21 protein-coding genes are annotated in these 18,193 nt (G+C 54.5%); 11 read left to right on the forward strand and 10 right to left on the reverse strand.

What is annotated here, in order from left to right:
• From V8L71_RS14090 to V8L71_RS14105, 4 genes are all read left to right on the forward strand, one after another.
• The coding region (locus tag V8L71_RS14090; RefSeq protein ID WP_336274495.1) for a hypothetical protein at positions 1-203 on the forward strand (203 nt) is incomplete at its 5' end.
• Positions 204-299: 96 nt separating this feature from the next.
• Positions 300-725 carry an N-acetyltransferase gene (locus V8L71_RS14095; RefSeq protein ID WP_336274496.1) on the forward strand — a complete coding sequence of 142 codons (426 nt, stop codon included), beginning with the start codon at positions 300-302 and terminating at the stop codon, positions 723-725.
• 168 nt (positions 726-893) lie between these two features.
• Positions 894-1,316, forward strand: a complete 423-nt coding sequence (locus tag V8L71_RS14100; protein WP_336274497.1) for a tetratricopeptide repeat protein — start codon at positions 894-896, stop codon at positions 1,314-1,316.
• A 94-nt stretch (positions 1,317-1,410) separates the two neighbouring features.
• Positions 1,411-1,890, forward strand: coding sequence for a YehS family protein (locus V8L71_RS14105; protein WP_336274498.1), 480 nt, complete (start codon positions 1,411-1,413; stop codon positions 1,888-1,890).
• 107 nt (positions 1,891-1,997) lie between these two features.
• Here the strand turns inward: V8L71_RS14105 and V8L71_RS14110 are convergent, their stop codons facing one another.
• From V8L71_RS14110 to V8L71_RS14120, 3 genes are all read right to left on the reverse strand, one after another.
• Positions 1,998-2,453 carry a carboxymuconolactone decarboxylase family protein gene (locus V8L71_RS14110; RefSeq protein WP_336274499.1) on the reverse strand — a complete coding sequence of 152 codons (456 nt, stop codon included), beginning with the start codon at positions 2,451-2,453 and terminating at the stop codon, positions 1,998-2,000.
• A 51-nt stretch (positions 2,454-2,504) separates the two neighbouring features.
• Positions 2,505-3,308, reverse strand: a complete 804-nt coding sequence (locus V8L71_RS14115) for a helix-turn-helix domain-containing protein (protein WP_336274500.1) — start codon at positions 3,306-3,308, stop codon at positions 2,505-2,507.
• Between the two features lie 95 nt (positions 3,309-3,403).
• A complete protein-coding gene (locus tag V8L71_RS14120; protein ID WP_336274501.1) occupies positions 3,404-4,147 on the reverse strand; it encodes a class I SAM-dependent DNA methyltransferase in 744 nt (247 codons plus the stop codon).
• A 201-nt stretch (positions 4,148-4,348) separates the two neighbouring features.
• Between V8L71_RS14120 and V8L71_RS14125 the strand changes: the two genes are divergently transcribed.
• The 3 genes from V8L71_RS14125 (at position 4,349) to V8L71_RS14135 (ending at position 7,141) form a co-directional block, all read left to right on the forward strand.
• Positions 4,349-4,756, forward strand: a complete 408-nt coding sequence (locus tag V8L71_RS14125; protein ID WP_336274502.1) for a DUF4019 domain-containing protein — start codon at positions 4,349-4,351, stop codon at positions 4,754-4,756.
• Between the two features lie 180 nt (positions 4,757-4,936).
• Positions 4,937-6,295 (forward strand): NfeD family protein, encoded by a 1,359-nt coding sequence (locus V8L71_RS14130; protein ID WP_336274503.1) that lies wholly within the window; start codon positions 4,937-4,939, stop codon positions 6,293-6,295.
• Between the two features lie 57 nt (positions 6,296-6,352).
• Positions 6,353-7,141 (forward strand): slipin family protein, encoded by a 789-nt coding sequence (locus V8L71_RS14135; RefSeq protein ID WP_336274504.1) that lies wholly within the window; start codon positions 6,353-6,355, stop codon positions 7,139-7,141.
• A 52-nt stretch (positions 7,142-7,193) separates the two neighbouring features.
• On the opposite strand, the gene V8L71_RS14140 is transcribed toward V8L71_RS14135, so the two are convergent.
• The 3 genes from V8L71_RS14140 to V8L71_RS14150 all read right to left on the reverse strand — a co-directional run bounded on the left by V8L71_RS14140 (position 7,194) and on the right by V8L71_RS14150 (position 9,661).
• Positions 7,194-7,796, reverse strand: coding sequence for a YqaA family protein (locus V8L71_RS14140; protein ID WP_008956387.1), 603 nt, complete (start codon positions 7,794-7,796; stop codon positions 7,194-7,196).
• A gap of 10 nt (positions 7,797-7,806) precedes the next feature.
• Positions 7,807-8,625: a DUF1206 domain-containing protein gene (locus V8L71_RS14145; RefSeq protein WP_336274505.1), complete on the reverse strand. Its 819-nt coding sequence runs from the start codon at positions 8,623-8,625 to the stop codon at positions 7,807-7,809.
• A gap of 115 nt (positions 8,626-8,740) precedes the next feature.
• Entirely contained in the window at positions 8,741-9,661 is a 921-nt protein-coding gene (locus V8L71_RS14150; protein WP_336274506.1) for a glutaminase, read from the reverse strand.
• A 215-nt stretch (positions 9,662-9,876) separates the two neighbouring features.
• Between V8L71_RS14150 and V8L71_RS14155 the strand changes: the two genes are divergently transcribed.
• The 3 genes from V8L71_RS14155 to V8L71_RS14165 all read left to right on the forward strand — a co-directional run bounded on the left by V8L71_RS14155 (position 9,877) and on the right by V8L71_RS14165 (position 12,898).
• Positions 9,877-10,734 carry a bifunctional transcriptional activator/DNA repair enzyme AdaA gene (locus V8L71_RS14155; protein ID WP_336274507.1) on the forward strand — a complete coding sequence of 286 codons (858 nt, stop codon included), beginning with the start codon at positions 9,877-9,879 and terminating at the stop codon, positions 10,732-10,734.
• A gap of 42 nt (positions 10,735-10,776) precedes the next feature.
• The gene (locus V8L71_RS14160) at positions 10,777-11,289 is read left to right on the forward strand and encodes an O-acetyl-ADP-ribose deacetylase (RefSeq protein WP_336274508.1); all 513 of its coding nucleotides are present in this window, start codon (positions 10,777-10,779) and stop codon (positions 11,287-11,289) included.
• A gap of 142 nt (positions 11,290-11,431) precedes the next feature.
• Positions 11,432-12,898: a cobyric acid synthase gene (locus tag V8L71_RS14165; RefSeq protein WP_336274509.1), complete on the forward strand. Its 1,467-nt coding sequence runs from the start codon at positions 11,432-11,434 to the stop codon at positions 12,896-12,898.
• Here the strand turns inward: V8L71_RS14165 and V8L71_RS14170 are convergent.
• Entirely contained in the window at positions 12,858-13,256 is a 399-nt protein-coding gene (locus V8L71_RS14170; protein ID WP_336274510.1) for a RidA family protein, read from the reverse strand. The two genes, V8L71_RS14165 and V8L71_RS14170, sit on opposite strands and share 41 nt — an antisense overlap.
• 171 nt (positions 13,257-13,427) lie before the next feature.
• Here V8L71_RS14170 and V8L71_RS14175 point away from each other — a divergent pair, with 171 nt between their 5' ends.
• Positions 13,428-13,991, forward strand: a complete 564-nt coding sequence (locus tag V8L71_RS14175) for a hypothetical protein (protein WP_336274511.1) — start codon at positions 13,428-13,430, stop codon at positions 13,989-13,991.
• A gap of 49 nt (positions 13,992-14,040) precedes the next feature.
• Here V8L71_RS14175 and V8L71_RS14180 read toward each other — a convergent pair whose 3' ends face one another.
• The 3 genes from V8L71_RS14180 to V8L71_RS14190 all read right to left on the reverse strand — a co-directional run bounded on the left by V8L71_RS14180 (position 14,041) and on the right by V8L71_RS14190 (position 18,147).
• A complete protein-coding gene (locus tag V8L71_RS14180) occupies positions 14,041-15,222 on the reverse strand; it encodes a vWA domain-containing protein (RefSeq protein ID WP_336274512.1) in 1,182 nt (393 codons plus the stop codon).
• A 3-nt stretch (positions 15,223-15,225) separates the two neighbouring features.
• Complete coding sequence (locus tag V8L71_RS14185) at positions 15,226-16,080, reverse strand: AAA family ATPase (RefSeq protein ID WP_336274513.1); 855 nt, start codon at positions 16,078-16,080, stop codon at positions 15,226-15,228.
• Positions 16,081-16,176: 96 nt separating this feature from the next.
• Positions 16,177-18,147, reverse strand: coding sequence for a sigma-54-dependent Fis family transcriptional regulator (locus V8L71_RS14190; protein ID WP_336274514.1), 1,971 nt, complete (start codon positions 18,145-18,147; stop codon positions 16,177-16,179).
• Positions 18,148-18,193 lie beyond the last annotated feature (46 nt).

The raw sequence follows: 18,193 nt of genomic DNA on the forward strand, positions 1-18,193 counted from the left end.
TCAGCACGGTGGGTTTTGGCAATAACGGGCTTGCGAAAGCCAACTTGCACGGGGCGAATGATCAAAAAGTGCTCGCTGGCGGTGATAGGGAAAGTGTCGGCGCCGGCTTCACGGATTCAGGAGAAAGTGAAGGGCGTTACTTAACCCAATGGAAGGAACAGATTTACCCTAAGGAAGGCAAAGTACTCCCACCTTATTTATGAAGCTGCCTAGCCCTGAAACAGGTGCAAACCTATCCAGGACTAAGCAGCTTTTCAGTAACGCCTTTGGCGCCGTTGACCATCGTTAGGAACATCTAGATGATTCGTAAATACCGGGAGGCGGATATTGAACACATTTTGGATATCTGGCTTTCAGCATCGATTAAAGCTCACTCCTTCGCTGGGTCAGAATATTGGCAGTCCAAAGTTAGCGAAATGCGTGATGTATACATCCCTGCATCGGAGACCTTTGTCTATGAAGCGGATGAGCAAATAGCAGGGTTTTACTGCCTCTATGGAAGTACGTTGGCAGCGGTTTTTGTGTCACCCAGCCTTCAGGGCCAGGGGATAGGGTCAGCATTAATTGATGATGCCAAGAGCAGAAGGTCGTGTTTGCAGCTCAGTGTTTACAGCCAGAATGCCCCCAGCATCAATTTTTATAAGCAGCATGGCTTCATTTCATTAGGTGAACAGATTGATGAACAAACGGGTGAACCTGAGTTCATCATGGAGCTTTACTGTTAATAGCGGTCAGTGGTCTGGTCTTGCTACAAAAACCGAAAAATGAACACCCGTAGCGCTATCCTCAAAGGGTATAATGTCACCGGCCAAGGTGAGTTGGCGGTTCCACAACGTTGTTTTTAGCAGATTTTTTACTTGTTACTGTTTTTAATAGAGAAAAGGTAGTCGTTCATGATTAACACCAAAATATACAAAGCGGTTTACGAACTCGCTGAAAAACTCATGAAGGCTGCTGATAAAGAGGATAGAGAGGCGTTTGATGCGCTTTATGCACAGTTGGAAGCGATCTGCACCGAGAACGAAAATACCGACAAGGACCATCCAGAGCAGTGGGAAACGCTGGCTGACTTCACGGAAGAGCTGGATGAGGCGTTGGCTGTCTACGAAAAAGCCTTTGAGAAAGCCGTTGCAGTGAATTCGAAAGACCATATGTCATCCATCGCGTTCTCCATGGCGAAGCTGCAGGTGGAGTTGGGTCAGACTGACGCAGCGATCAACAATCTTAAAAAGGCCCAAATCACCGCCAACAAGATTGAAGATGGCGAGCTTAAAGACGAAATTGATGAGCTGCTTGGAAAGCTGACAACAGGTTAGTTTTTAAGCTGCTGATGTTAGTGATATTCACGATAAACGTAGATGCACATAACGCCTGATTGTGCTGGGTTTGCCTAAGACTAGGGATACGATTTTGACTAATAACGATATTTTCCGCCGCATACGGTATGCCTTTGATTTAAAAGACAGCACCATCGTGGATATTTTCGCCTTGGCAGAAGTCAGCGTGACTCAGGAACAGGTCACTGCTTGGCTGAAAAAGGATGAAGACGATGCCTTTGTGACGATGAAAAATAGAGAGCTGGCAGCGTTTCTGAACGGCTTTATCAGCTTCAAGCGTGGTAAGCGCGAAGGCCCGCAGCCAGCGCCAGAAACGCAGTTAAACAACAACATGGTGTTCCAGAAGCTGCGCATTGCCTTAAATCTAAAGGCTGACGATATTCTGGCTATTTTTGAGCTGGCAGGCTTCCGCATCAGCAATCATGAATTAAGCGCTTTTTTCCGTAAGCCAAGCCACAAGAATTATCGCGAGTGTAAAGATCAGGTGCTGCGTAACTTTTTACTCGGCGTTCAGATGCAACTGCGTCCTTCCCCTAGTGGTTCAGAAGCCTGACCTTTCATCAGTATCAGATATTGATGGTGCATTTGGTCTCAAAGAGGTCTGAATAAAAGGCGGTAGCCTGGAAGGAAACCGCCTTTCTCAACCCTGTAGTTGGAGATTTATAGTTTGATAGCAGGCATAAACTGCATGCTGACTGCGACCCGATTCCAACTGTTGATGGCCAGAATCACCGTGGTCAATTCCAGTAAATCCTGCTCTCCAAAGGCGGCTAAGGCATTCTGGTAGGTTTCGTCGCTGATTGGGTGTTGGCTTAGCAGCGTAAGGGCTTCTGCCCATGCCAGAGCGGCGCGTTCCTGCTCACTGAAACAGGCAACTTCACGCCAGGCGGGAAGCACATCCAGGCGAACCTGATGTTCGCCATCATCTCTGGCCTCTTGCGAGTGCATGTGCTGACAAAAGCCACAGTGATTGATTTGCGAAACACGCAATTTAACCAAATGAGTGATGGTCGGGGTGACTGTACTGCCGGATGCGACCGCGCCCAGGGGAACCAAGTGTTCAGCCAAGCGAGGGCATAGGCGGTAAACGGCTTGCTGAGAGATACGCTGAGACATGAGGATGACCTAGATGGTTAGTGGAGGCCTCAGCTTAAAACCGTAAGCTCGTCACGCCTTGTAGATTTGCGACAATTTGCGTTTGCGGTAGGCGGCGGGCGTTTCATAGGCGAGTGCTTGGAAAGCGTGCGTGAAGTGAGCCTGATCATAGTAGCCGCATTGCAACGCTATTTCCGCTAGGGAACGATTGCTCTCAAACAACTCATGGCGGGCAAGGTTAAGACGGGCATAAGCTACTAATTGGCCAGGGGTAACGCCCACTTCACGTTTTAATTTGCGTTCCAGAGTACGCCTAGTAAAACCGATAGTGGCGCCTAGCTGTTGGGGTGGAAGCTGTAATTCTCTGATGGCCTGAATGACCATGACGATCCGGCTGTTGAGAATCGGCATGCGTCTCAGTCGATGCAATAACCATGTTTCCAGAAGTCGCAAACCCTGCTTTTCGTCGAGCTGGTAAAGGCGTTCTACTATCGGCATCAGTTCCTGCAGCCCTAGTGGCTCAAGTTCATCTTCTAGATGGTGAAAGCCATCCGTGAAAGCTTCGAGTGGCAGGCCCAGCAGGCCGTGGGCGCCGGCAGCCTTGAAGCGAATGCCTAGGCTTGGGGTGGACGTGTCGAAGGTTTCGACCAGCGTGCGCCTGTTTAAGCAGAGCGTGATGATGGGGCGCGGGATGGTGAGCTTGATGCTTAGGCTGGCACCGGCATCTGGGTAGAGCTTCTCGGTTCGGGAGGTCTTAAGTTGCCCAGGTCCACCCATTGACCAGAGGCACTGTACCCAGGGGGCCAAGCGCTTGTCAGGCGGTCGATGCCGAAAATTTAGAAAGTGTGCGTTGCTTGGCAAAATAAGGTCGGTCATGGCGTCAGCCCGTGATAGGTCTCTTCACTATAGACGCCTGGTGATTCAACCAAGCAGCATTTAGGAACTTTTCCCGCCATAAGCTTGTGTGGGCGCTATTTCTTCACGCACACAAAAATCGCATTGCCCGAAACAGTATCCCACGGGGTGATGGTCTCGTAGTTATGCTCAAACACATGCACCTCAAAATAAGGCGTTAGTAGGGCGGTTAGTTCTATAAAGCTCACCGCCACCATGGGGTGTTCATCGTTCCATACTTGGGTGTTGCCGGCGCTGGTTTTTTCAATGCTGAGCCTTAACGACTGCCTTTCACCGTGCCCGCTGTAGTGCCACCCTGAGCGGAAGGTGAACGAATCCTCGCCCTGTTTCGCGGTGTGCTTAACGAATAGATCGTTATTGATGCGCTGTTTATCCACCCCATTAAAGTAGAACACACCGCCCGCTTTTAAAGCGCGGTGGGCGCTGGCGATGCAGGCGGTTAGCTTCTCAATACCATCGTTATAATGGATCGAGTATAAAAAGCAGGTGATTAAATCGAGAGGTTCGCTTACGTCGAACGTGCTCATATCTTGCAAGGTGAATTGGGCTTCTGGGCAGCGCGAGGCGGCGATATCCAGCATCGGCTGATTGATATCCAGCCCGCCGCTGGCGTAACCAAAATCAATAAAATGGCGCACGTGGGGGCCGGTGCCGCAGGCTAAATCCAGATGGGCGGTGCCGTCGTTACCGAAAAGCTGATGCAGCCGTCGAATGGCGTTGCTTTGTGCTTGGTAGTCGATATCTACGCACATCAAATCGTAGTAGCCGGAAAGGTCGGTATAGAGTGCGTTGACGGACATGGTCGCCTAAAGGTGAGAGCTGGATAGGTTGGGTGGCGCATAGTAAACGAGCAGGTGGGGTTTGAGAAGCGCGGACCACGACAGGTGAATCCCTTTCTATCATTAGTCGCCGCTAGGCGGGATTAGCGTTAAAGAAATCCCCCCAGCTTCCGATAATGACTTAAGACGCACGATTAACCCTGGCTGCCACAAGAGTTTGCTATGTCCAAAACAGTGACTTTTATCATTGCTACCGTGCTTCTCGTGCTAACCACGAACGCGTATTCACATACCGATGCGGCTGAAGCGGCAGCGCTGGCGTGGCTTGAAGCCATCGATAGCGGTGAGTATGAACAAGCGTGGGAGGCATCCTCAACGTTGCTGCAGGTGCCGCTCTCTTCCAATATGCTGGCCCGTACCATCAACGCTGCCCGGCGTGATTTTGGGGCGGTTGAGTCCAGGCGGCGGATACGTGTTATCCGTGAAACGTCCATGCCCGGCGCGCCTGTTGGTGATTATGCGGTGTTTACGTTCCAAACCCGTTTTGAAAATAAGCCTCAGATTACCGAAACTATCACGCCTCACCTAGAAGAGGGTGATTGGAAGGTAAGCGGCTATTACGTCAACTAACCAACTCCCAGCCAACCTCCTCGAACGTCCTTCCAGCCATCGCTGTTGCTTAGCATAACCTCCTGCGGTTAAGCGTTATTACGCTTAACCGCCCGCTATCATGTTGTTCATGACGAAGCTCACTGCGGGTGCTACGTTGAGTAGATACCCTTGAGCATATTGATAGCTGCTGGAGCGGATATGCACTCCCTTTCTCACAAATCGCACTGGCTGTGGCTGTTGGTGGCGGGATTGCTGATGGCGGCGCTGTCGCTCACGTGGCAGGCCAGGGCACAAACCTCGCCCAGCGCTTTAATCCTCAATATTGAAGGCGCTATCGGCCCTGCGACCAAGGATTATTTTGAGCGTGGTCTTCGTAAAGCCCGAGAGCAGGGCAGCGAAGTGGTGATTGTTGAGCTGGATACCCCTGGCGGATTGGTTGATACCACCCGCGATATGATTCGGGAAATGCTCAATTCAGACCTGCCGGTGGTGATGTATGTTTCCCCCAGTGGCGCGCGCGCAGCCAGTGCAGGTACCTATCTGCTTTACGGCAGCCACGTAGCGGCCATGGCGCCTTCTACCCATTTGGGCTCTGCGACACCGGTGCAAATGGGCGGCGGCGGTATGCCTGATAGCGATGCTGAAGAAGATCAAGATGCGTCTGATGCGCCGGCCCGTGAGGGCAGCGCCATGGAGCGCAAGGTCATGGAAGACGCGGTGAGCTTCATCCGCAGTTTGGCTGAGCGCCACGGCCGCAACGCCGACTGGGCGGAAGACGCAGTGCGCGATGCAGTGAATCTCACCGCCAACCAGGCATTAGAGCAAAACGTCATAGATGTGGTAGCGCGTGATAATGATGACCTGCTAGGGCAGATAGATGGCATGACAGTGGTCATGGAGCGGGGTGAATACACCTTAGCCACCGCCGATCTCGCCATTGAGCGCTTCGACCCGGATTGGCGTACCCAACTACTTTCGCTGATTACCAACCCCAATATCGCCTATTTTTTAATGATTCTGGGTTTTTACGGGCTGATATATGAGCTTGCCAGTCCCGGTAGCCTATTTCCAGGCACCATCGGAATCATTTGCCTGCTGTTGGCACTGTTTGCGTTCCAGGTGCTGCCGATTAACTACGCCGGGCTAGCGTTGATGGTGGTGGGATTGGCGCTAATGGTAGGTGAGACGCTACTGCCCAGCTTCGGGGTGCTGGGGGCAGGAGGCATCGTTGCCTTTGTGCTCGGCTCGGTCATGCTGATGGATGCCGAGTATCTGGCTATTTCATTGCCGCTTATCGTGGGTGTGGCGCTGGTGTCAGGAGGCTTGATGCTATGGACGCTGATGCGCTTTGCAACGCTTCATCACCGCCCGGTACATTCCGGCGCGGAGCAGCTGATTGGCGCAGATGCCATTGCCCTGGAGGATTTTGATACCCACGGCCACGTGCAATTGCACGGCGAGCGCTGGAACGCGGTGAGTAATGTTCCGGTTAAGCAGGGCGATCAGCTTACAGTGACACGCCTCGAAGGGTTGACGGTATACGTCACCCCCCACTAGGCCCTCAGTTGTCGTGCGTTATTCATGTGATAGTCCAGCAACTCGATGAGGTGACCCATGATTATTTCTTATTTGGTTCCAGTAGTGCTGGTGTTGATGCTGATTGCCGCCTCCATACGCATACTGCCGGAATATAAGCGTGGCGTGGTGTTCTTTCTTGGCCGGTTTCAGAAGGTCAAAGGGCCAGGGTTGGTCATTGTGATTCCTGCCATTCAGAAGATGGAGGTGGTGGATTTACGTGTGATTACCATGGACGTACCTGAGCAGGATGTCATTTCCCGGGATAACGTCACCGTTAAGGTCAACGCGGTGCTTTACTTCCGCGTTGTCGACCCTGAAAAGGCGATCATCCAAGTTGAGAATTTCACCCAGGCGACCAGCCAGTTGGCCCAGACCACGCTGCGTTCCGTGCTGGGCAAGCATGACCTGGATGAGATGCTTTCCGAGCGGGATAAACTCAACGACGATATCCAGGAAATCATTGATACCCAAACCGAAGCCTGGGGCATCAAAGTGGCCAATGTTGAAATCAAGCATGTGGATCTGGATGAGAGCATGATCCGCGCCATTGCACGTCAAGCCGAAGCGGAGCGCGAGCGTCGCGCCAAGGTGATACACGCCGAAGGGGAGCTTCAGGCGTCCAAAAAGCTGGTGGAAGCCGCCAACGTGATGCAGGAGAATTCCGCCGCGCTACAGCTTCGCTACCTGCAAACCATGAGTGACATGAGCAACAAAAACGCCTCGACGATTGTGTTCCCGCTACCCATGGACATCATGGAGGCCTTCAAAGATATGAAAGCCAAGCATACGGCAGCAACGTCTGGTAAGACGCAGGATGATGCTTAAGCCAATGCCAAACGCGCATTGCTAAGGTGGGGCTGGATATTTCAACCGCCGGTTAAGCAATCAGCCCCGCCAAAGCCTGCATTCCCAGCGCCACCACCAGCACCACTACACCCGCCACCAAGCTGGTTACTAGGGCTTGTTGTTTCCATAACATCAGTACTCGGCTGCCAAAGCGGTGGACGAGCCAGGCGAGGCCGAAGTAACGCAGGCCGCGGGCAATTAACGCCGCTAGCGCGAAGAGAAGAACCGGGTAGCCGGAAAGGCCTGCGGTAATCATAGCTACCTGAAAGGGAATGGGCAGAATGCCAATGGCTAAAATCGCGGCAAAACCATACTGATCGAAGAAGGTTTGGAACGACTGATAGCTCTGTTCCATGCCCATAAACTCAATAAACCAAGTACCTATCGACTGAAAAAGCAGCATGCCAACGCCATAGCCGACCAGCGAAGCAATTAAGCAACCTGCGGTAGTGACCGTCGCTAAAAGCCAGATACGTTGTTTATTGGCTGCCATCAGCGGGATCAGCACCAGCTCAAGCGGAATGGGCAGAATAATCGTTTCCAAAAAGGAGAGGGTGCCGAGTAACCACAGCATGTTCTTCGAGCCATTAATACGCTCAAACCACTGCTTGGTTCGCTTTGTTGTGTTGGCCATTAGGGAGTCGCTACATCTCTGGATTAATGCGGCGATAGATAGCCGCTAATAGGCTGTATAAGCCAAACGCGAAGAGTCCTATAGCGACAACGGCCAGTAACCATTGACCGTATGCTTGGCTGCGCAGTGTACTAAATACTTCAGCCGTACCGCCTGCCTGGTCGGGATTAAACTGATAAGCGGCAATCAGAAAGAAACTACCCACGATAACAAATACAATCCCGCGAATGACTAAGCCAAAACGGCAGATGGGATAAGCCCACTTTCGGGTTTGTGGTGGCATAGCGAAGTGCTTGTCAAATTTGGCCTTATAACCCTTGAAGGCATGGGAGATGCCGACACCAATCATGACCAAGCCAACGGCCCCTACCAGCCAACGGCCAAAAGGCTGCTGCATCAACCAGCCTGCCACGCCCTGTGAGCCACCGCCTGACCCCCCGGAGGAGCCCGTAAATTGGAAGATGAGCGTGGCGGCAAAAAAGGCCAATAGCGTATGGGTAATCGCACTCGCTAATAAACCCGCCCGAATAGCTAAGCCTTTAGCGCCGTTGCCGTGATGGTCGGCGTCTTTGACTGCTTGAATGGTGCGCCACATGGCGTAGCCAACCAAACCCACTGCGATGACACCTAATAGTATTTTTCCAAAGGGAGCGGTGAGGACTCTTTCTAATGCACCGCGGCTGCCTTCTGTTTGGCCACCTTGCCCAAAGGCTGCCAGCGCGGCAAGACCACCCACTAACACATAAACGATGCCGCGGGAGGCGTAGCCCATGCGGGCGAAAAGTGTAATCGCATCACGGTGATCGGGGTTTTTCATACTATTAGCCATGGTGTCCTCCTGACGAATGATGGCGTTGCGATATGTCCATATTTGGCCGCCTGCCTATACTGTGGGAGTGACTTACTATTGTCTAGCGTAGGAGACGCGGGCGAAGGTGCGTACTTTAATGTCCAAACACCGACCAGCCGGTGTGCTGTACAAACATTTCAAGCGCCTGGGTGCCTAGCAAGCTGTTGCCGTAGGGGTCTAACCCCGGTGACCAAACGGCAATGGCGCCGTGGCCTGGGGCGATGGCCAGTATGCCGCCGCCCACGCCACTTTTGCCGGGCAGGCCCACCCGAAAAGCGAATTCCCCTGAGGCGTCGTAGTGCCCACACATCATCATCAGTGAATTGATACGCCGTGCCCGCTGAGGGGCGACGACCCGAATATCGCTGGGTTTATTGACGCCATCCGAAGCCAGGAACAGGCCGGCATGAGCGAGCTGCTCACAGCTCATCGCAATAGCACACTGATGAAAGTAGGTGCCCAGGACCTTATCGACATCGTGGCGAAGATGACCAAACGCTTTCATAAAGTGCGCCAATGAAGCATTGCGGTCGCGGTGCGCCATCTCTGATGCAGCTACCGCATGGTCAAAGCAAATGCTGTCGTCATCGGCGATATAACGCACAAAGCTTAGAATCTCACCCAGCGTCTCTTTGGGTTCATGGCCCATCATGATCGCATCGACTACCGCAATGGCACCGGCGTTAATAAACGGGTTACGCGGTTTGCCGCTTTCGTGTTCAAGCTGCACGATAGAGTTGAAGGGGTCGCCCGAGGGTTCACGGCCCACTTTTGTCCAGAGTGAGTCGCCCATCTGGCCTAGCGCAATCGTCAGCGTAAAAACTTTGGAAATGCTTTGGATTGAGAAGGGGGTGGTCGCGCAGCCCGCCGAATATACCTGGCCATCGACGGTGGCGAGCGAAATGGCAAATTGTTGTGGGTCTACATGACCAAGTTCGGGAATATAGTCTGCGACCTTGCCACGTTCCTCTGCTTTCGCCATGGCTGCGGCAATGTCATCAATTAAGTCTTGCATGGGCTTAGTGTGCACTGTCAATGGAGGCGGGGCCTCACCCTAGCGGAAAACAGGAGAATTGTCTTTTTTGCATCACCGAAACAATAACGCTAAAACAGTGGGTGTTTGCCCACAACGCATTGAGCAAGATACGGGTCGGCAACGGGGCCTTGAGCGCTTAGGCTGCCATGATAAGCCCATAAGTAGCCTGAAACGAAACGGCTAGAGAGATAAACATGAACGATTATGCGCGTATCGAAAAAGCCATGACCTACATGGTTGCCAATGCTACTGAGCAGCCTGATTTGGAAACAGTGGCCGCTCACGTTCATATTAGCGCCTTCCATTTCCAGCGGCTGTTTTGTCGTTACGTGGGGATTAGCCCTAAACGGTTTTTACAGGCGCTAACGCTGGAGCGGGGTAAGCAGTTGATGCACTCCTCTACTTCGTTGTTGGATATTGCTCATACCCTAGGGCTTAGCGGCGGATCACGGCTTTATGATCACTTTGTTCAGCTAGAGGCCGTTACGCCTGGGGAGTATAAGCGCCAGGGTGAGGGCGTTGAGATTACTTATGGGGTTCATGACACGCCTCTTGGCAGCATGTTTGTGGCAATGACGCCCCGTGGTATTTGTCGCATGGGCTTTATTGATACCACCAGTGAAGAAGAACTGCTAACAAAGCTAGCCATGGAGTGGCCGCGCAGCACCTTCCACCCTAACCGAGTTGCCACGCGCTATGCGGTGGAGGCGATTTTTGCCAAGTCAGAAGAGGCGCCGGCTGCTTTGTCATTGCACGTGACGGGCACCAATTTTCAAGTTGCCGTGTGGCGGGCACTACTCACTATTCCCGAAGGCCAGCTGGCCAGTTACTCGCATATCGCTAGGGCATTAGGCACGCCAAAATCATCCCGTGCAGTAGGTAATGCCGTGGGCGCTAACCCGATCGCGCTGTGGATTCCCTGCCACCGGGTGATTCAGCAAAGCGGTGCGCTAGGCGGCTACCGGTGGGGTGTTGAGAAAAAGCGGATGGTGCAAGCCTGGGAGCTGGCGCAATTGAGTGCTTCAACCCCTGAAGTTGAACTGTCTCTATAAAGCAGTCGCGAAGTAAAGATGAAGTAAAGAAGGAGGTTTTGTATGAACATCAACGCCGTTCAAGCGGATATAACACGCCTGAAGGTCGATGCGATTGTGAACGCCGCGAACACCTCACTACTTGGGGGCGGCGGTGTTGATGGCGCCATCCATCGCGCTGCGGGGCCTGAACTACTGAAAGCCTGCAAGGAACTAGGCGGCTGCGCGACAGGAGAAGCCAAGCTGACGGATGGTTTCGAGTTACCGGCCCGCTATGTCATCCATACGGTTGGCCCGGTGTGGAAGGGCGGAGAACATGGCGAGGAGGCACTGCTGGCCTCCTGCTATCGGCAGTCTTTAGCGTTGGCGGCTACGGTCAATGCTGACACAGTGGCTTTCCCAAGTATCAGCACCGGCGTGTACCGTTTTCCCATCCAGCAGGCCGCGGCGATAGCCGTCTCAACGGTTAAAGCGGTATTGAAGGAGTACCCAAGCGTTGAGTCGGTGACATTCTGCTGTTTTTCGGCTGATGATTTGGCGGTTTATCACGCGTGTCTTAATCAATTAACCGATTAGTGTCGTAAAACGGAAAAGGGCATGGGTGGAGTTAGATAGTGGTCGTTCGATGATCGATATGTCTGGAAATGGTTAGACGCATTGCGCCGCTTACCACCTCCCGCTACAGTCTCGCTCTTGTTCACCTGGGCGGGATAACGTGATGGCCACACTGATGATTCAAGGCACCACCTCGGATGCTGGTAAAAGCACCGTGGTGGCTGCGCTCTGCCGTGCACTGGCAAGGCGTGGTATATCAGTGGCGTCGTTCAAACCCCAGAACATGGCGCTGAATAGCGCAGTGACCAGCGATGGCGGCGAGATTGGCCGCTCCACGGCGCTGCAGGCCCAGGCATGCTATTTGGTCCCTCATAGCGATATGAACCCGGTACTGCTAAAGCCGGAAACGGATCGTGGCGCCCAGGTGATTTTGCGCGGCAAGGTGCATGGCCATATGGATGCGCTGGATTACCATGCCTATAAACGCACTGCAAAGGCGAGCGTAATGGCGGCTTGGCAGGCACTGGAAAGCCGCTTCGATGTGATTATTGCCGAAGGCGCGGGTAGCCCTGCAGAAATTAATCTTCGCGAAGGCGATATTGCCAATATGGGCTTTGCCGAAGCCGCCGACTGCCCAGTGCTGCTGGTGGGCGATATTGACCGCGGCGGCGTATTTGCCCAGTTGGTGGGCACGCTGGCGCTGCTAAGTGGGAGCGAGCAGGTGCGCACCAAAGGTTTTATTATTAACCGCTTTCGAGGAGATATTGCGCTGCTGGAACCGGGGCTTGAGTGGTTAGAAGCGCGTACGGGTAAACCGGTAATGGGGACGTTGCCCTATCTGCAAGGGCTGGTGCTCGATTCTGAAGATAGTATTGGGGTGACCCAGGCCGAGAAGCAGAGCAAGGTGCTTAATATCGTCGTGCCAGCACTTCCGCGCATCAGTAATCACACCGATTTCGACCCGCTGCGCTTGCACCCTCAGGTGGCGCTGACCTTTGTGGGGCCCGAGCAGCCGATTCCTGCTGCTGACGTGATTATCCTGCCTGGTAGTAAAAGCACTGCGAGCGATCTTGCCTGGTTACGGCGCCAGGGCTGGGATAAAGCCATTCTGCGCCACCTGCGTTACGGCGGTAAGGTGTTAGGTATTTGCGGTGGCTTTCAAATGCTGGGCGAGTGGGTGGATGACCCTGATGGGCTGGAGGGGCAGCCGGGGAAAGAAGCAGGATTGGGACTGCTGCCGCTCACAACGCGTATGATGGCGGGCAAACAGCTGCGAAATGTGAGCGGCATAACGGTTACTGAAGGCGCGACAGCCACCGGCTATGAAATCCATAATGGCGTGAGCGAAGGGGCTGCCTTGAATTCCCCCTTATTTACTGTGGATGGTCGCCCGGAAGGTGCCGTTAGCGGTGATGGACAGATTCTAGGAACCTACCTGCATGGCTTGTTTGACCATCCCGACGGCTGCCAGGCACTGCTGAAACAGTTAGGTTTGGTTAACGGTGAACAAAGCGATTATCAAGCCCACCGCGAGCGTGAGCTTGATCGCTTAGCCGATATGCTTGAAACCCATATTAATATTGAGACGGTTATTGCTCTGATTGATGCTGGCGCTTCGCCATCACAGTAATTTCGATACTGCTGCGGCCACAAATGTTGGGCGACTCGGTGCAGGTGCGGGCAGGGTAGCGGCCAGGTTCAAAGTACTCTGCGTAGACACTATCCATGTCTTGAATGGCGTTTAGGTCAGTAAGATGAATATCGACCCGCACGATATCAGCAAGGCTGCCGCCCTCCATTTCGAGCATGCGCGATAATGCGCGCATCACAAGGCGAGTCTCTTCTTTTATATCGCCCCGAGCGGCGTGGCCGTTAGAGAGATCAGAAACGGTCAAGCCTGAGATAAACACATAGTGATCGTCCAAAACCATATGGCTTCCGGGGAAGCTTGGTGTGGGCATGGTGGGGTCATTGGTAAAGGTGGGCATGCTAGCTCCTTCTAAGTCAATGTTCACATTTACAGTTACTGTCGACAGGGTGTTGGCAGCAGTGTTCAGTACCAGTATAAATGAATGGATCTATCGCGTGGCACAATGCACTGTCAAAACGGCAATGATTGCTCTAGGCTTGCGGCTTTTCAGTCGGCGAGGATGATTCCAATGAAGGTCGTACACGTTAACGCAGAGGCCCAGCGCAACGCCTGCTTGGCGCGATTATGCGCTGAGGTTTACGGACAAGAGGCCGGTCTAACGCCGCTGGTCGTGTTTACCGGCACCTGCAGCGTGTTCTTTCCGCAAGAAGCGGCGCGATTATTTGCTGCCGTTGACGCCCAGGGTAAGCCCCAAGCGTTAGCACTACTAGTGTTGGACGAAGAAGGTGTCGGCATGACGGTTACCCACGCCTGCGCGCTGGGCCAAGCAGACGCCCAGCAGCGCTTGATTAGCGAACTCACCTTGAAAGCGCCCCTGCGGGTTGACGTTGATACCGCCGAGCAAGAAGCGTTTTATCAAAAGAGCGGCATCAAACGTTGGTTCGGCGGGGCAGAGGGCAAGCGCATTGGTTTAGGCGCGCGTCATCCCGCCAAAAGCGTTGGCGAACTGGCCCCCACCTTGAGCTTGGATGAAGCGCTGATACTGCGTCGCTTCAAACACAACCCGAAAGCTTTTGAAGCGGCCAAGCAGGCATTTTTAAAAGGCTTAAACGATTTTCCTGCGTCCCTTTAAGGTATAAGAAGACACGCAGCGCTGCCTGAGCCTGCTGCTAATGCCACCTTTATTTTTTGGCGAGTTCGCGCATGGCGGTTTCTAACCCTTCAAGCGTCATGGGGTACATACGGTCTTCGATAATCTCGCGAATGAGCGTGGTCGAATAGGTGTACTCCCAGGCGCGGGGCGGCAAAGGGTTAAGCCATGCCAAACGTGGGAACGTGTCGCATAGGCGCTTTAGCCAAACGCCGCCCGCTTCGTCATTAAAATGCTCAACGCTGCCGCCCGGATGAGAGACTTCGTAGGGTGACATCGCGGCGTCGCCTACGATCACCACTTGGTAATCTGCACCGTAAGTATGCAGCACATCCATCGTTGGAATGCGCTCGTTGCCCCGGCGCATGTTATTTTTCCAGACACCTTCATATAGGCAGTTATGGAAGTAGTAGTGCTCTAGGTGTTTAAACTCGGAGCGGGCCGCCGAGAATAGCTCTTCACACACGCGAATATGGTCATCCATCGATCCGCCCACGTCCAAAAACAGCAGCACTTTAACGGCGTTGTGGCGCTCGGGGCGCATCTGCACGTTGAGCAGCCCAGCATCTTTGGCGGTTTCGCGGATGGTGCTATCCACATCGAACTCGTCCTGCGCGCCCTGGCGGGCAAACTTGCGCAGCCGCCGGAGCGCCATCTTGATATTGCGGGTGCCTAGCTCCAGCGAGTCATCATAATCCCGAAAGCGCCGCTCGTCCCACACCTTGGTGGCGCGGCGGTGGCGCGAGCCATCCTGGCCAATACGAATGCCTTCCGGGTTGTAGCCGTAGGCGCCAAAGGGGCTGGTGCCGCCGGTACCGATCCACTTGTTGCCGCCTGCGTGGCGCTCTTTCTGCTCTTCCAGGCGTTTTTTAAACGTCTCGATAAGCTCTTCGAGGCCGCCCAGGGATTCTATCTTGGCTTTTTCTTCATCGGTGAGCTGTTTTTCAAACTCGCGGCGCAGCCAGTCATCGGGGATCAGCGCCTCAATGGCGGCGTCCATGTCCTCAAGGCCTTTAAACCAGGCGGCGAAGGCGCGATCAAAACGGTCGAAGTGGCGCTCATCTTTCACCATCACCGTGCGCGCTACCTGATAAAACGCCTCCATATCGGCGAACACCACGCCGCGCTCCACTACGGCATGAAGATCTAAAAGCTCGCGCAGTGAGACGGGCACGCCCGCGCGCTTTAACGTTTCGAATAGGCCAATAAACATGGCTTATCGCCCTGTGTTCTTCTGGCGGCGCATCATGAATGCCAAGCGCTCGAGCAACTGGGTGTCCTGCTCATTCTTGACCAAGGCACCAGCCATGGGCGGCAAGGCCTTTGCTGGGTCGCGGTTATAGAGTGCTTCTTGCGCCAGCTCGTCGGCCATCAGCAGTTTGAGCCAGTCGACCAGCTCGGAGGTGGAAGGCTTTTTCTTAAGGCCGGGCGCCTTGCGAAGCTCGAAAAACACTTCTAACGCTTCGCTGACCAGCTTGGGGGCGATATCTGGAAAGTGAACATCGACAATCGCCTGCATGGTCTCGCGGTCGGGGAATTCGATGTAGTGAAAAAAGCAGCGGCGCAGAAAGGCATCCGGCAGCTCTTTTTCGTTGTTGGAGGTGATAACAATGATCGGGCGCTGCTCGGCACGGATGGTTTCGCCGGTTTCGTAAACGTGGAATTCCATACGATCCAACTCCTGGAGCAGGTCGTTGGGAAATTCGATATCGGCTTTATCGATTTCATCGATCAGCAACACCACGCGCTCGCCAGCGGTAAAGGCTTCCCAGAGTTTACCGGGCTTGATGTAGTTAGCGACGTTCTCGACACCTTCCACGCCCAGCTGGGAATCCCGCAGACGGCTTACCGCATCGTACTCATACAGCCCTTGAGCCGCCTTGGTGCTGGATTTGATGTGCCAGGTGATCAACTGCGTATCGAGAGATTCAGCCAACTCTTCAGCCAGCAGCGTTTTGCCGGTGCCCGGCTCGCCTTTGATGAGAAGCGGCCGCTCAAGCACCACGGCGGCATTTACCGCCTGCTTGAGTGCATCGGTTGCGATATACGAAGAGGTGGAGTCAAACGCCATAACGGGCCTCGGCTTGTCGGAAGCATAATAGAAATAAGATTCAAACAAGTGTACGTGAGGCTGGCCGCCCAGGCCAAGCGGTAGGGCCGTCAGCCGTCAGGCCTTATTCGGTGGCACGATGCCCTGGCGCTGCATTTGCCGATACACTGTTGGCCGTGAAACGCCCAATTCGCGGGCGACGGCGCTGATGTTCCACTGATGCTGCTGAAGCTGTGTGACGAGGTGCCTATCCGTTGACTCGCTTGCATTCGAGGCTAGCGAAGGCGTGTGGGTAATGCGCTGGCTCAGGCACTGTTCAGGCAAGTCGTAAACGGTGATTTCATCACTCTCGGCAGTCACTAAGGCAAACGCCAGGGCGTTTTTAAGCTGACGAATATTGCCGGGCCAGGCGTAGGCGAGCAGGGCGCTGATGGCATCGGCCCGTAGGCGGGGCGATTGGCTGCCGCCGCGCTCGCTGACCACATCGCTAAACACCTGACGAATCACGTAGAGCTTGTCGGCCCGCTCGCGCAGTGGTGGCAGGCGCAGCTGGGCGCCGTTTAAGCGGTAGTAGAGGTCTTCGCGGAAGGCTCCCTCCTCAATCAACTTGTCGATATGGCGATGGGTGGCAGTGATCACGCGGAGGTCGACCTTGACGGGTTTGTTCGCCCCCAGCGGCATCACTTCACGCTCGGCGAGTACCCGTAGCAGGCGGGTTTGCAGGGCCAGCGGCATATCGCCAATCTCATCTAAAAACAGCGTGCCGCCATGGGCCTGGGGGATGAGCCCGCGCATGCCTTTGGCACGCCCGCCAGTAAATGCGCCGGGTTCGTAGCCGAATAGCTCGCTCTCAATCAGCGCTTCGGGAATGGCAGCACAGTTCACCGCAATAAAAGGCCCTTTTGCTCGGTTGCCGCTGTCGTGCAGGGCGCGGGCGACGACCTCTTTACCTGTACCGGTTTCACCGCTGATCAGCACGTTGACACTGGCTTCGTTACGCAGCCGTTCGGCCAGTTTTTGCAGCTTGCGTATGGCGGGGTCGTCAGCACCTAGCCGTGCTAGCGGCTTGGGCTGCGTGGTAGTTGTCTTATTCGGTGGGGCAGTGCGCGGCCTGCGGGGCTCCAGAAGGCTAATAAAGTAGATGGCGTTGCTGGCGCGGGCACGGAACGCACGAAGCTGGTCATCAGTGGCGCTATTAATACTCAATACATCGGTAATCTCGCATTCAAACAACTCGCTGAGCATGGTCGCGTGTTGTGCAGCCCAAGGCGGCCAGCGGCGCTGATGGTCGGCGATCAGTTCACGGCCAACGGCATTGGCGGCGATCACTTGGCCGTTCTCCTCAATGGCGATCAGGCCGCGGCCATTCACATGGACAAACTCTCGGGAGGTGTCCAGGCGCACCATCAAACAGTCGCGGTAACGCTGAAGGAAGTAGGCGTCTTCGATCATGCGGGCGTAAAGCGTGACCAGCGATAGGCTGAAATTCTGGCTTTCATGCTGGGCAGGCGATTGCAGCGCCGAGATATCCAGCACGGCCATCACGTTGCCCTGCGGGTCGGCGATGGGGGCGGCGGTGCAGGTCAATGATATGTGCGTAGCGTCGAAGTGCTCCTGACGGTGGCAAATGATCGCTTGGCGGTCGTACAGGCAGGTGCCTACTGCGCAGGTCCCCGCGAAGCGCTCGTCCCAATCGGCACCTAAATAGAGGCCCGCTTTGCGCAGCTGCTGGTCTTGATTTGGGTTGCCGCGAAACTCGACGGTAATGCCGCGATGGTCGGTGAGCAGCAGCACGTAGCCCAGTTGGGCGATTTGCCCGTAAAGCTGCTCGACCCCGGCGCGGGCAACGTGCAGCAGCTCATCGACGGATTCACGATGTTCTATGAGTGTTTGCTGAGGCACCACGCGGGCAGGGCGTGGCTGCGTGGGGTCGAGCTGGTACTCGTTCAGGCAGCGCAGCCAGGAGCGCCGAATCATGGGTTGAGCCGGTAGCTGTGGTATTTCCAAGCCTTCGCCGAGCTGGAAAATATGCTCGATATGCTGGCGCTGAACGGATTGAAGCCGTGCAGGTGGCGACTGAGTGGGCATGGCGTTTTACGCTCTGGGGCTTGTTGTTGTTCTTCAAGCCTATGCG

The sequence above is a fragment of the Vreelandella indica genome (assembly GCF_037070225.1).
Lineage (GTDB): Bacteria > Pseudomonadota > Gammaproteobacteria > Pseudomonadales > Halomonadaceae > Vreelandella > Vreelandella arctica.

Excerpts from the sequence above, each read along its gene's own strand:
- V8L71_RS14095 (WP_336274496.1), top strand. The coding sequence starts at position 300 with ATGATTCGTAAATACCGGGAGGCGGATATTGAACACATTTTGGATATC.
- V8L71_RS14100 (WP_336274497.1), top strand. The coding sequence starts at position 894 with ATGATTAACACCAAAATATACAAAGCGGTTTACGAACTCGCTGAAAAA.
- V8L71_RS14110 (WP_336274499.1), bottom strand. The coding sequence starts at position 2,453 with ATGTCTCAGCGTATCTCTCAGCAAGCCGTTTACCGCCTATGCCCTCGC.
- V8L71_RS14115 (WP_336274500.1), bottom strand. The coding sequence starts at position 3,308 with ATGACCGACCTTATTTTGCCAAGCAACGCACACTTTCTAAATTTTCGG.
- V8L71_RS14120 (WP_336274501.1), bottom strand. The coding sequence starts at position 4,147 with ATGTCCGTCAACGCACTCTATACCGACCTTTCCGGCTACTACGATTTG.
- V8L71_RS14125 (WP_336274502.1), top strand. The coding sequence starts at position 4,349 with ATGTCCAAAACAGTGACTTTTATCATTGCTACCGTGCTTCTCGTGCTA.
- V8L71_RS14130 (WP_336274503.1), top strand. The coding sequence starts at position 4,937 with ATGCACTCCCTTTCTCACAAATCGCACTGGCTGTGGCTGTTGGTGGCG.
- V8L71_RS14135 (WP_336274504.1), top strand. The coding sequence starts at position 6,353 with ATGATTATTTCTTATTTGGTTCCAGTAGTGCTGGTGTTGATGCTGATT.
- V8L71_RS14140 (WP_008956387.1), bottom strand. The coding sequence starts at position 7,796 with ATGGCCAACACAACAAAGCGAACCAAGCAGTGGTTTGAGCGTATTAAT.
- V8L71_RS14145 (WP_336274505.1), bottom strand. The coding sequence starts at position 8,625 with ATGGCTAATAGTATGAAAAACCCCGATCACCGTGATGCGATTACACTT.
- V8L71_RS14150 (WP_336274506.1), bottom strand. The coding sequence starts at position 9,661 with ATGCAAGACTTAATTGATGACATTGCCGCAGCCATGGCGAAAGCAGAG.
- V8L71_RS14155 (WP_336274507.1), top strand. The coding sequence starts at position 9,877 with ATGAACGATTATGCGCGTATCGAAAAAGCCATGACCTACATGGTTGCC.
- V8L71_RS14160 (WP_336274508.1), top strand. The coding sequence starts at position 10,777 with ATGAACATCAACGCCGTTCAAGCGGATATAACACGCCTGAAGGTCGAT.
- V8L71_RS14165 (WP_336274509.1), top strand. The coding sequence starts at position 11,432 with ATGGCCACACTGATGATTCAAGGCACCACCTCGGATGCTGGTAAAAGC.
- V8L71_RS14170 (WP_336274510.1), bottom strand. The coding sequence starts at position 13,256 with ATGCCCACCTTTACCAATGACCCCACCATGCCCACACCAAGCTTCCCC.
- V8L71_RS14175 (WP_336274511.1), top strand. The coding sequence starts at position 13,428 with ATGAAGGTCGTACACGTTAACGCAGAGGCCCAGCGCAACGCCTGCTTG.
- V8L71_RS14180 (WP_336274512.1), bottom strand. The coding sequence starts at position 15,222 with ATGTTTATTGGCCTATTCGAAACGTTAAAGCGCGCGGGCGTGCCCGTC.
- V8L71_RS14185 (WP_336274513.1), bottom strand. The coding sequence starts at position 16,080 with ATGGCGTTTGACTCCACCTCTTCGTATATCGCAACCGATGCACTCAAG.
- V8L71_RS14190 (WP_336274514.1), bottom strand. The coding sequence starts at position 18,147 with ATGCCCACTCAGTCGCCACCTGCACGGCTTCAATCCGTTCAGCGCCAG.